The sequence below is a fragment of the Pseudomonas vranovensis DSM 16006 genome, from assembly GCF_000425805.1.
GTDB lineage: Bacteria > Pseudomonadota > Gammaproteobacteria > Pseudomonadales > Pseudomonadaceae > Aquipseudomonas > Aquipseudomonas vranovensis.
Genome location: NZ_AUED01000011.1, coordinates 134,501 through 147,139, shown reverse-complemented (window position 1 = coordinate 147,139; position 12,639 = coordinate 134,501). Strand labels below are relative to the sequence as shown.

The window sequence follows — 12,639 nt, the reverse complement described above, 5'->3', positions numbered from 1 at the left end:
GACATCATCACAAACCCAGCCAGCACAAGGGTTACAGCGAGCCACCCTCTAGCAGAACAAGGCCAAACGCCAGGCACAAAAAAGGGCGACCGAAGTCGCCCTTTTTCTATCCAAGCAGAACTTAGTTCTGTTTGGCCATTGCCTGACGCAGCAGCGCAGCCATGGTGGTGTCAGCAGCAGCTTCCGGAGCAGTTTCTTTCAGGCTCTGGATAGCTTCACGCTCTTCAGCATCGTCTTTCGACTTGATGGAGAGGCTGATCACGCGGCTCTTACGATCAACGCTGATGATCTTGGCTTCGATCTCTTCGCCTTCCTTCAGGACGTTACGCGCGTCTTCAACGCGGTCACGGCTGATTTCGGAAGCCTTCAGAGTGGCTTCGATGTCGTCGGCCAGGGTGATGATGGCGCCTTTGGCGTCAACTTCTTTTACAACACCCTTAACGATTGCACCCTTGTCGTTCGCTTGAACGTACTCGGAGAACGGATCGCTTTCCAGCTGCTTGATGCCCAGCGAGATGCGCTCACGCTCTGGATCAACAGACAGGATGACGGTGTCCAGCTCGTCGCCCTTCTTGAAGCGACGCACGGCTTCTTCGCCGACTTCGTTCCAGGAGATGTCCGACAGGTGAACCAGACCGTCGATGCCGCCGTCCAGACCAATGAAGATACCGAAATCGGTGATCGACTTGATGGTGCCGGAGATCTTGTCGCCCTTGTTGAACTGGCCAGAGAAGTCTTCCCATGGGTTCGACTTGCACTGCTTGATGCCCAGGGAGATACGACGACGCTCTTCGTCGATGTCCAGAACCATGACTTCCACTTCGTCGCCGACTTGTACGACTTTCGAAGGGTGGATGTTCTTGTTGGTCCAGTCCATTTCGGAAACGTGCACCAGACCTTCCACGCCTTCTTCCAGCTCTGCGAAGCAGCCGTAGTCGGTCAGGTTGGTTACACGCGCCATTACGCGAGTGCTTTCTGGGTAACGAGCTTTGATAGCAACCCATGGGTCTTCACCCAGTTGCTTCAGGCCCAGGGATACACGGTTACGCTCGCGATCGTACTTCAGAACCTTGACATCGATCTCATCGCCAACATTGACGATTTCCGATGGGTGCTTGATACGCTTCCAGGCCATGTCGGTGATGTGCAGCAGGCCATCGACGCCACCCAGGTCCACGAATGCGCCGTAGTCGGTGAGGTTCTTGACGATACCCTTGACCTGTTGGCCTTCCTGCAGCGATTCCAGCAGAGCTTCGCGCTCGGCGCTGTTTTCGGCTTCCAGGACACTGCGACGGGAAACGACAACGTTGTTGCGCTTCTGGTCCAGCTTGATGACCTTGAATTCCAGCTCTTTGCCTTCCAGGTGGGTGGTGTCGCGCACTGGGCGGACATCAACCAGGGAGCCCGGCAGGAACGCACGGATACCGTTAACGTCGACAGTGAAGCCGCCCTTAACCTTACCGTTGATAACGCCCTTGACCACTTCTTCGGCGGCGAAAGCTGCTTCCAGAACAATCCAGCACTCGGCGCGCTTGGCTTTTTCACGGGACAGTTTGGTTTCGCCAAAGCCGTCTTCGACCGCGTCCAGCGCAACGTGAACTTCGTCACCGACCTTGATGGTCAGCTCGCCAGCTTCGTTGTAGAACTGCTCGAGCGGGATGACGCCCTCGGACTTCAGGCCAGCGTGTACGGTAACCCAGTCGCCGTCGATGTCGACAACGATACCGGTGATGATCGCACCCGGCTGAAGATTGAGGGTTTTCAGGCTTTCTTCAAAGAGTTCTGCAAAGCTTTCGCTCATTTTAATTCCTGTAGATTAGGGCGAGACATACGCCCATCAGCCACATTCCAGACAATGTGGGTTTCGTTCATATAAAAGGAAAGCCAGCAGGACGTTGACTGGTGCCCCTGCTTGCCTCCCTGGTTATCAGGCGATATCGCGCAGGGCGATCTCGCTCTTGATACGTTCCAGCACCTGCTCGATGGACAGCTCCGTGGAGTCCAGCTGGATCGCATCGGCCGCCGGCTTGAGCGGGGCCACTGCGCGCTGGGTGTCGCGTTCGTCACGCGCACGAATCTCATCTAGCAGACTCGACAGACTAACATCTTCACCCTTGGCCTTCAACTGCAAGTAACGGCGACGAGCACGTTCCTCGGCACTGGCGGTCAGAAAAACCTTCAGCGGAGCGTCAGGGAACACCACAGTGCCCATGTCGCGGCCGTCGGCAATCAGGCCTGGTGCCTCTTGAAATGCGCGCTGACGCTGGAGCAAGGCATCGCGAACCGCTGGCAGCGAAGCTACCATCGAGGCGCCGGCACCAACGGTTTCGGTACGAATGACATTACTGACATCCTCACCCTCTAGAATGATCTGCTGCAACTTGCCAGGTTCTGCAGCGATGAACTGCACATCCAGGTGCGCAGCCAGCGTAACCAGCAGCTCTTCGTTGGTCAGGTCAACGCCATGATTGCTCGCGGCAAAGGCCAGCAAGCGATACAGAGCCCCCGAATCAAGCAAACGCCAGTCCAGCTCACGCGCCAAAAGGCCAGCGACGGTACCTTTACCCGAACCACTTGGACCGTCGATGGTAATGACTGGCGCTTTCAGGTTCACGACTTGCCCTCTTCTGCAACACGGATCCCGACTTCGGCACACAAGGCCAGGAAGTTCGGGAAGGAAGTAGCGACGTTGGCGCAATCATGGATGCGGATCGGCGCAGTAGCGCGCAGCGAGGCCACGCTGAAAGCCATAGCGATACGATGGTCGCCATGCCCGTGCACTTCGCCGCCACCGATTGGGCCGCCGTCAATGATGATGCCGTCCGGAGTCGGCTCGCATTTTACACCCAGGGCCAGCAGACCATCAGCCATGACCTGGATCCGATCGGACTCCTTGACCCGCAACTCTTCCGCGCCACGCAGTACAGTACGGCCTTCTGCGCAAGCTGCAGCCACGAACAACACCGGGAACTCGTCGATGGCCAGCGGCACCAGATGCTCAGGAATCTCGATCCCCTTGAGCTGGGCACCGCGCACATGCAGGTCGGCAACCGGCTCACCACCAACTTCGCGCTGGTTCTCCAGGGTGATATCGCCACCCATCAGGCGCAGGATATCAATCACTCCAGTACGTGTCGGGTTGATACCTACATGCTCGAGCACCAGCTCCGAACCCTGGGCAATCGACGCCGCAACAAGGAAGAACGCCGCAGAGGAGATATCTGCCGGTACTTCAATATGGGTTGCATTCAGCTTGCCGCCCGACTCGAGAGAGGCGGTAGGACCGTCAACATTCACGCTGTAACCGAAGCCACGCAGCATACGCTCGGTATGATCGCGGGTCGGGGCCGGCTCGGTGACGGTGGTCTTGCCTTCAGCGTACAGGCCTGCCAGCAGCAGGCAGGATTTCACCTGGGCACTGGCCATTGGCAGCGTATAAGTCAGCGCCTTGAGCGTGTGACCGCCACGAATGGTCATCGGCGGACGCCCTTCCGCTGCAGTCTCGATCACCGCACCCATTTCCCTCAGCGGGTTGGCGACACGGTTCATCGGCCGCTTGGAGAGCGAGGCATCGCCAGTCAGCACGGTATCGAACGGCTGAGCGGCCAGCAGACCGGCCAGCAGGCGCATCGAAGTACCGGAATTACCCAGGTAAATCGGGCCGGGCGGCGGCTTGAGGCCATTGAGGCCAACACCATGGATCGTCACACGACCATGGTGCGGACCTTCGATGACCACACCCATGTCACGGAACGCTTGCAGGGTCGCCAGGGCGTCTTCACCTTCAAGGAAACCTTCGACTTCGGTGGTGCCTTCAGCCAGAGAGCCAAGCATGATCGAGCGATGGGAAATCGATTTGTCGCCTGGTACGCGAATACGGCCAGACAATTGGCCACCAGGATTTGCCAGGAAAATCAGGTCATTGGAGTTCATAGCGTCCACATAGGCCCGACGGGCCAGGATTTTGCTGAAATGCTCGCGGGCAACCCTGGCGCGCGTGAAAACGCCCAGCAATTGGTGCCCATCCCCTGCATCGACCGCGTCGCGCAAGGCGTCGAGGTCGCTGCGAAATGTATCCAGTGTGCGCAGGACAGCTTCGCGGTTAGCGAGAAAGATGTCGTGCCACATGACCGGGTCGCTACCCGCGATTCTTGTAAAATCGCGGAACCCCCCGGCAGCGTAACGGAAGATATCCAGGTTTTCATTGCGCTTGGCCAGGGAGTCAACCAGACCAAAAGCCAACAAATGCGGCAGGTGACTGGTCGCCGCCAGCACTTCGTCGTGGCGCTCGACCTGCATGTGCTCGACGTCCGCATCCAGAGTGCGCCACAGACGATCGACCAGGGCCAGTGCAGCCGGATCGGTTTCTGCCAATGGGGTAAGAATGACTTTATGGCGACGGAACAGTGCGGCATTGGAGGCCTCCACTCCGCTCTGTTCGGAGCCGGCAATCGGATGGCCGGGCACGAAGCATGCCAGCCGCTCGGCAAACGCCTCGCGAGCGGCACGCACTACATTGCCCTTGGCGCTTCCGACATCGGTCAGCACTGCACGCCCGAGATCAAGCTGGGCCAGGCGAGCCAGGAGCTTTTCCATGGCCAGGATCGGTACCGCCAACTGGATGACATCGGCTCCGACACAGGCAGCGGCAAGGTCTTCTTCGCAGCGATCGACCACCCCCAGCTCCACCGCCACCTTGCGCGACTGCGGATCCAGGTCGACACCGACCACCTCGCGACACAAGCCGCTTTCTCGCAGCCCCTTGGCAAAGGAGCCACCGATGAGCCCCAGACCGACCACAACCAGCCTGCCAATGATCGGCTCGACCTTGCTTACCACATGTTCAACCACGGAGCTGGACCCTGTTCAATACTGCTTGTTCGCCATTCATTACCTCAAAGTACCGCTTTGGGATACGAACCCAGCACCTTGAGGGCCACGGCTTCCTGGCTGATTTGCTCCAGCACGGCCTTGATCAGCGGATCACGGTGATGTCCCATGAAGTCGATGAAGAATACATAGGTCCATTTTCCGCTGCGCGAAGGGCGGGTTTCGATACGCGTGAGGTCGATACCGTTCTGGTGAAACGGCACCAGCAGCTCGTGCAGAGCGCCCGGCTTGTTGCTCATCGACACAATGATCGAGGTCTTGTCGTCGCCGGTCGGCGGCACTTCCTGACTACCAATCATCAGGAAGCGCGTGGAGTTATCCGGACGGTCTTCAATCTTCTCGGCCAGACGAGTCAAGCCGTACAGGCCTGCGGCCATATCGCCCGCGATCGCTGCCGAGTTCCACTCACCCTTGACGCGCTTGGCCGCCTCGGCATTGCTTGAAACAGCAACTCGCTCAACGTTGGGGTAATGCGCATCCAGCCACTTGCGGCACTGGGCCAGCGATTGGGCGTGAGAGTAGATGCGACTGATGCTGTCGGTCTTGGTGTTCTCGCCCACCAACAGGTGGTGGTGAATACGCAGCTCGACTTCGCCACAGATGACCATGTCGTGTTCGAGGAAGCTGTCCAGGGTGTGGTTGACCGCACCCTCGGTGGAGTTCTCGACCGGAACCACGCCGAAGTTGACAGCGCCGGCCGCCACCTCACGGAACACTTCGTCGATCGCGGCCATCGGCTTGCTGATCACTGCGTGACCGAAGTGCTTCATGGCCGCGGCCTGGGTGAAGGTACCCTCAGGCCCGAGGTAAGCGACCTTGAGCGGCTGCTCAAGCGCCAGGCACGAGGACATGATTTCACGGAACAACCGCGCCATCTCTTCGTTGCCCAGCGGCCCCTGATTACGCTGCATGACGCGCTTGAGCACTTGCGCTTCACGCTCGGGACGATAGAAGATCGGCTCTTCGCCGGCCGGCAATTCAGCCATCTTCACCCGCGCAACTTCCTGGGCGCAGCGGGCACGGTCACTGATCAGCTCGAGAATTTTCTCGTCGAGGCTGTCAATGCGCACCCGCAGCGCCTTGAGTTCCTGCTCCGACATCAGCCGTGCTCCTTCTCGAATTCGGCCATGTAGGCGACCAGCACCTCTACAGCATCCAGCCCCAGGGCGTTGTAGATCGAGGCACGCATGCCGCCAACTGAACGATGCCCCTTGAGGTTGAGCAGGCCACGCGCGTCAGCACCAGCCAGGAAGGCCTTGTCCAGACGTTCGTCAGCCAGGCGGAACGGCACGTTCATCCATGAACGGGCATTGAGGCTGATCGGGTTGGTATAGAAGTCGCTGCTGTCGATGAAACCGTACAGGCGGTTTTTCTTGGCGCGGTTGCGCTGCTCCATCGCCTCGACGCCGCCCTGCTCCTTCAGCCACTCGAACACGAGGCCCGAGAGGTACCAGGAATAGGTGGCAGGGGTGTTGTACATCGAACCGTTGTCGGCAGCGACCTTGTAGTCGAGCATGGTCGGGCAGCTGCTGCGGGCGTGACCCAGCAAGTCTTCGCGAACGATGACCACCACCAGGCCGCTTGGGCCGATATTCTTCTGCGCGCCGGCATAGATCAGACCGAAATCGGAGACATCGATCGGACGCGAGAGGATGTCCGACGACATGTCGACCACCAGCGGCACATCACCGGTCTGCGGCACCCAGTCGAACTCCAGGCCGCCGATAGTTTCATTCGAGGCATAGTGAACGTAGGCGGCGTTGGGGGTGAGGTTCCACTCGTTCTGGCCTGGAATGGCCAGGTAGTCATAAGGCTTGGCGCTGGCAGCAACGTTGATGTTGCCGAAACGACGGGCTTCCTCGATGGCTTTTTTCGACCAGATACCGGTTTCGATATAGTCGGCAGTGCCATTCTCGGGCAGCAGGTTCAGCGGGATTTCAGCGAACTGCTGGCTCGCACCACCCTGCAGGAACAGTACTTTGTAGTTGGCGGGAACGGACAGCAGGTCACGCAGGTCTTGCTCGGCCTTTTCGGCGATCGCCACGTAGTCGTCGCTACGGTGGCTCATCTCCATCACGGACAAGCCCTTGCCATGCCAGTCCAGCATTTCGGCCTGGGCGCGCTGCAGTACAGCGTCAGGAAGCGCAGCAGGGCCTGCGCAGAAGTTAAAGGCTCGTTTGCTCACATCCACTCTCGCTCTGCTCTTGATGTCCGTGGAGCGGGCCGGACGGCGCAAGCACTGCGCCGTCACGACCACCCCACCAGGGTTGCGCTACTGCGTTGTTTATTCCTGCGGCGCCTCTTCGTCACCAGCGGCCCGGGCCTCTGGTGTCTCGACGGCGTCAGCATCGCCCTCGTAATCCTCGTCGCCTTCCTCTTCGGACGGCTCCTGGACACGCTCCAGGCCTACCAGGGTCTCGTCGCTTGCCAGCTTGATCAGGGTTACACCCTGGGTGTTGCGACCCAGGCTGGAGACCTCGCCGACGCGAGTACGGACCAAGGTGCCCTGGTCGGAGATCAGCATGATCTCTTCACCATCCTGCACCTGTACCGCACCGACCAGGCGGCCGTTGCGCTCATTGCTGACCATGGCGATGACACCCTGGCCGCCACGCTTGTACTCGGGGAACTCGCCGATTTCAGTACGTTTGCCGTAACCACGCTCGGAGGCGGTGAGGATCTGGCTCCCCTCCTCCGGAATGATCATGGAGATCAGTTTCTGACCTTCGGCCAGGCGCATGCCGCGCACACCGCGGGCGGTACGGCCCATGGCGCGAACGTCGGACTCCTTGAAGCGAGTGACCTTGCCGGCGTCGGAGAACAGCATGACCTCACGCTCGCCATCGGTGATGGCAGCGGAAATCAACACGTCGCCTTCGTCCAGTTCCAGCGCGATCAGACCAACACTACGCTGGCGGCTGAAGGACTCCAGCGGGGTCTTCTTGACGGTACCGTTGGCAGTCGCCATGAAGATGAAGTGACCTTCGGTGTACTCCTCGACCGGCAGCATGGTCGAGATGTACTCGCCCTCGTCCAGCGGCAACAGGTTGACCAGCGGTCGACCGCGCGCGGCACGGGAGGCTTCGGGAATTTCGTAGGTCTTGAGCCAGTACACCTTGCCCTTGCTGGAGAACAGCAGCAGCGTGGTGTGGCTGTTGGCGACCAGCAGGTGCGAGATGTAGTCCTCGTCCTTGACGCCAGTGGCCGACTTGCCTTTGCCACCGCGACGCTGGGCCTGGTAGGCGGCCAGCGGCTGGGTCTTGGCGTAGCCGCCATGGGAAATGGTCACGACCCGGTCTTCTTCCGGAATCATGTCACCCAGGGTCAGGTCCAGGCGGGCATCGAGAATTTCGGTGCGACGCACATCGCCGTACTCGGCGCGGATCAGCTCCAGTTCTTCGCGGATCACTTCCATCAGGCGCTCGGCGCTGCTCAGGATGCGGATCAGCTCGCCGATCTGGTTGAGGATCTCCTGGTACTCGGCCAGCAGCTTCTCGTGCTCAAGGCCGGTCAGGCGGTGCAGACGCAGGTCAAGAATGGCCTGGGCCTGCTCTGGGGAGAGGAAGTACTTGCCGTCGCGCAGGCCGAATTGCTCGTCGAGGTTCTCCGGACGGCAGGAGTCGGCACCGGCGCGCTCGACCATCACCTGCACGGCGCTGGATTCCCAAGGCGTGCTGATCAGCGCTTCCTTGGCCTCGGACGGGGTTGGCGAAGCCTTGATCAGGGCGATGACCGGGTCGATGTTGGACAGGGCAACGGCCTGGCCTTCAAGGATATGGCCGCGCTCGCGGGCCTTGCGCAGTTCGAATACGGTACGGCGGGTCACCACTTCGCGGCGGTGACGGACGAAGGCCTCGAGCAGGTCCTTGAGGTTCAGCACCCGTGGACGACCATCGATCAGCGCAACGATGTTGATGCCGAAGACGCTCTGCAGCTGGGTCTGGGCATAGAGGTTGTTGAGGATGACCTCTGGAACCTCGCCGCGACGCAGCTCGATGACGATACGCATGCCGTCCTTGTCGGACTCATCGCGCAGCTCGGTGATACCTTCGAGTTTCTTTTCCTTGACCAGCTCGGCGATCTTCTCGATCAGGCGCGCCTTGTTCAGCTGGTAAGGCAGCTCGGTAACGACGATCTGCTGGCGACCACCGACCTTGTCGATGTCTTCGACAGTGGAGCGTGCGCGCATGTAGATGCGGCCACGACCGGTGCGATAGGCCTCGATAATGCCCTGGCGACCGTTGATGATGGCGGCCGTCGGGAAGTCTGGCCCCGGGATGAACTGCATCAGCTCATCGACCGTGATGTCGGCGTTGTCGATCAGTGCCAGGCAGCCGTCGATGACTTCACCGAGGTTGTGCGGCGGAATGTTGGTCGCCATGCCCACGGCGATACCGCTGGAACCGTTGACCAGCAGATTGGGGATCTTGGTCGGCATGACCGCCGGAATCTGCTCGGTGCCGTCGTAGTTGGGCACCCAGTCGACGGTTTCTTTGTGCAGGTCGGCCAGCAGTTCATGGGCCAGCTTGGTCATACGTACTTCGGTGTATCGCATGGCCGCGGCGTTATCGCCGTCCACCGAACCGAAGTTGCCCTGGCCGTCGACCAGCAGATAGCGCAGCGAGAACGGCTGCGCCATACGGACGATAGTGTCGTAGACCGCGGTATCACCGTGCGGGTGGTACTTACCGATCACGTCACCGACCACACGGGCGGATTTCTTGTACGGTTTGTTCCAGTCGTTACCCAGTTCACTCATCGCATACAGAACGCGGCGATGCACGGGCTTCAAGCCATCACGCGCATCGGGCAGTGCACGCCCGACAATGACGCTCATCGCGTAGTCGAGGTAGGACTGTCTCAGTTCGTCTTCGATATTGACCGGGAGGATTTCTTTGGCCAGTTCGCCCATGAGAAGCCTGATTCCTTTTTCTGGTGAAACCTCGTCACATCCATATGGGACGAACGAAGCTCGCCGCTGCAAAGTGTCTCCTTGCAACGACTTACGACAAATCAACGAGTTAAGCCATGGATCTGCGCAGTAAAGACGGCCCCGCGGGGCCACCTTGGAAACCGTCGGATGTTACCACAATCGCCCAGGCGGTGGGAGTGCGGTGTGGCACTACTACCCTACTGCTCGTCAGTAACGCCCGTTAGCCGCCGCAGGAGGCCGCAAGCGAGGAAAAAGACTCAATGCAAGCGCTTGCGGCACATCAGTTGCGCCATTTTTACCGTGTCTGGCCGTTCAACAACGCCCTTCTCGGTCACGATCACATCAATAAGGTCTGCCGGCGTCACATCAAATACAGGATTGAACGCCTCTACATCGGCACCTACCCGCTTGCCAGCGACCTCCAGCAGTTCACTGCCACTGCGTTCTTCGAGCAAGATGTCTTCGCCACTTTCCAGGTTCATGTCGATACTTGAACTCGACGCCACGACCATGAAGCGCACCCCGTGGTGCATCGCGTTGACCGCCAGCTGGTAAGTTCCGATCTTGTTGGCCACGTCGCCGTTGGCGGCGATGCGATCGGCACCGACTATGACCCAGGTAATGCCCTTGGTCTTCATCAGATGAGCAGCAGCAGAGTCGGCATTGACCGTCAGCGCAATGCCCTCCTCGGCCAGCTCCCAGGCGGTCAGGCGCGAGCCTTGCAACCAGGGCCGGGTTTCGTTGACGTAGACCCGCTCGACCATACCCTCCATAAAGGCTGCTCGAATCACCCCCAGGGCGGTGCCGAAACCGCCAGTGGCCAGCGCACCGTTGTTGCAGTGGGTCAACAGGGCTTGCTCATTGCCCTGGTGCTTGCGAATCAGGTCGCCCCCCATCTGCGCCATGGTCAGGTTAGCTTCGCGGTCACTGTCATGGATAGCGATGGCTTCGGCCTCCATGATCGCGGCCACATCCTCACCCTCCTTGATCCGCATCAGGCGCTCGCGCATGCGATTGAGTGCCCAGAACAAATTGGCGCCGGTGGGGCGAGCGTGGACGAGCAGCTCGAAATCTTCTTCCAGGGCCATTTCCCAATCATCGCCTTCAGCCAGGCGCTGGCGAACGGCCATGGCAAGCCCATAGGCAGCGCTGATACCAATGGCAGGGGCGCCGCGCACCGTCATCGAGCGGATGGCCTGGGCCACCTCGGCAGCACTCGAACAGGCCCGCCAGGTCTGCTCGAAAGGTAAAACGCGCTGATCGAGCAGGTACAGGACGCCATCACGCCAATCGATGGCGTTCACCTTCTCTGCTGCCAGTAGTCGATCGCGCATGCCTCACCCCGTCATTCGGACATCAAAAGCGGGCGATTATAGCGAGCCCCAGGCGCGGACGCTCGGGTATACTTCGCCTCCAGCCCAAGTACCCCAGGGAAATCCTGCCATGCCCAAACCCGCTACGCCGCTCGACCTGCTGCTCCTGCCGACCTGGCTGGTGCCTGTCGAACCTGCCGGGGTGGTATTGAAGGATCATGGCCTGGGGATTCGCGAGGGGAAGATCGTGTTCATCGGCCCCAGGGCCGAGGCTGAACGCTTCGATGCCAGCGAAACGCGCGAGCTGCCCGGCTGCCTGCTAAGCCCCGGCTTGGTCAATGCCCACGGCCACGCGGCCATGACCCTGTTCCGCGGCTTGGCCGATGACCTGCCACTGATGACCTGGCTCGAAGAACACATCTGGCCGGCTGAAGGTCGCTGGGTCGACGAGGCGTTCGTTCGTGATGGCACCGACCTGGCCATCGCCGAACAGATCAAAGGCGGCATTACCTGTTTCTCCGACATGTATTTCTTCCCCAAGATCGCCAGCGAATGCGTACACAATAGTGGCATTCGCGCACAGGTTGCCGTGCCATTGCTGGATTTTCCGATTCCTGGCGCGCGCAGCACCGAAGAGGCTCTGCAGCTGGGTGTCGAACTGTTCGGCGACCTGCGCCACCACCCACGCATCACCGTCGCCCTGGGCCCGCACGCACCCTATACGGTGAGCGATGAGAACCTGGAGAAAATCCGGGTAATCGCCGAGGAACTGGACGCGCCGATCCACATGCACATTCATGAAACCGCCTTTGAAGTGGAGCAATCCCTGGCCACCCGCGGCGAGCGCCCGCTGGCACGTCTCGCCCGCCTGGGCTTGCTGGGCCCGCGCCTGCAGGCAGTACACATGACCCAGGTCAGCGACGAAGACCTGGCCCTGCTGGTAGAAAGCAACACCAGCGTGGTGCATTGCCCGGAATCCAACCTCAAGCTGGCCAGCGGTTTTTGCCCGGTCGAGCGCCTGTGGCAAGCCGGGGTGAATGTCGCGGTGGGCACCGATGGTGCCGCCAGCAACAATGACCTCGACCTGCTCGGCGAAACGCGGACCGCGGCCCTGCTGGCCAAGGCCGTAGCCGGTTCGGCAAGCGCCCTGGACGCCCACAGAGCGTTGCGCATGGCCACCCTCAACGGTGCCCGCGCGCTGGGCCTGGAAGCAGTGATCGGGTCACTGGAAATCGGCAAGGCCGCCGACCTGGTCGCCTTCGACCTGTCGGGCCTGGCCCAACAACCCATCTATGAACCTGTTTCACAACTGATTTATGCCAGTGGCCGCGACTGCGTAAAGCATGTGTGGGTCGCTGGCAAGCAATTGCTTGACGAACGCCGCCTGACCCGCCTGGACGAACAGGCCCTGCATGCCAAAGCGTGCGCCTGGGGCCAGCGGATCGGCGAACGTACCGAATGACCGGCCGGCAGCGAAGTCTGCCGGCCCGTAGCACCTTTATC

The 12,639-nt window shown here is 60.4% G+C and carries 8 protein-coding genes; 1 reads left to right on the top strand and 7 read right to left on the bottom strand.

From position 1 onward, the window contains the following. Positions 1 to 121 precede the first annotated feature (121 nt). The 7 genes from rpsA to mtnA form a co-directional block, all read right to left on the bottom strand. Positions 122 to 1,801, bottom strand: a complete 1,680-nt coding sequence (rpsA, locus tag H621_RS0112220) for a 30S ribosomal protein S1 (RefSeq protein WP_028943677.1) — start codon at positions 1,799 to 1,801, stop codon at positions 122 to 124. A 126-nt stretch (positions 1,802 to 1,927) separates the two neighbouring features. Continuing rightward, positions 1,928 to 2,614, bottom strand: a complete 687-nt coding sequence (gene cmk / locus H621_RS0112215) for a (d)CMP kinase (protein ID WP_028943676.1) — start codon at positions 2,612 to 2,614, stop codon at positions 1,928 to 1,930. After that, complete coding sequence (locus H621_RS0112210; protein WP_245219060.1) at positions 2,611 to 4,818, bottom strand: bifunctional prephenate dehydrogenase/3-phosphoshikimate 1-carboxyvinyltransferase; 2,208 nt, start codon at positions 4,816 to 4,818, stop codon at positions 2,611 to 2,613. The genes cmk and H621_RS0112210 overlap by 4 nt, the downstream gene beginning before the upstream one ends. A 77-nt stretch (positions 4,819 to 4,895) precedes the next feature. Further along, positions 4,896 to 5,990 carry a prephenate dehydratase gene (gene pheA, locus H621_RS0112205; RefSeq protein ID WP_028943674.1) on the bottom strand — a complete coding sequence of 365 codons (1,095 nt, stop codon included), beginning with the start codon at positions 5,988 to 5,990 and terminating at the stop codon, positions 4,896 to 4,898. Next, positions 5,990 to 7,075, bottom strand: a complete 1,086-nt coding sequence (serC, locus tag H621_RS0112200) for a 3-phosphoserine/phosphohydroxythreonine transaminase (protein WP_028943673.1) — start codon at positions 7,073 to 7,075, stop codon at positions 5,990 to 5,992. The genes pheA and serC overlap by 1 nt, the downstream gene beginning before the upstream one ends. Before the next feature lie 99 nt (positions 7,076 to 7,174). Further along, on the bottom strand, positions 7,175 to 9,802 hold the full coding sequence (gene gyrA / locus H621_RS0112195) for a DNA gyrase subunit A (protein WP_028943672.1): 2,628 nt from the start codon (positions 9,800 to 9,802) through the stop codon (positions 7,175 to 7,177). Positions 9,803 to 10,080: 278 nt separating this feature from the next. Next, positions 10,081 to 11,157, bottom strand: coding sequence for an S-methyl-5-thioribose-1-phosphate isomerase (mtnA, locus tag H621_RS0112190; protein ID WP_028943671.1), 1,077 nt, complete (start codon positions 11,155 to 11,157; stop codon positions 10,081 to 10,083). Positions 11,158 to 11,266: 109 nt separating this feature from the next. Between mtnA and H621_RS0112185 the strand changes: the two genes are divergently transcribed. Continuing rightward, positions 11,267 to 12,598 (top strand): TRZ/ATZ family hydrolase, encoded by a 1,332-nt coding sequence (locus H621_RS0112185; protein WP_028943670.1) that lies wholly within the window; start codon positions 11,267 to 11,269, stop codon positions 12,596 to 12,598. Positions 12,599 to 12,639: the final 41 nt, after the last annotated feature.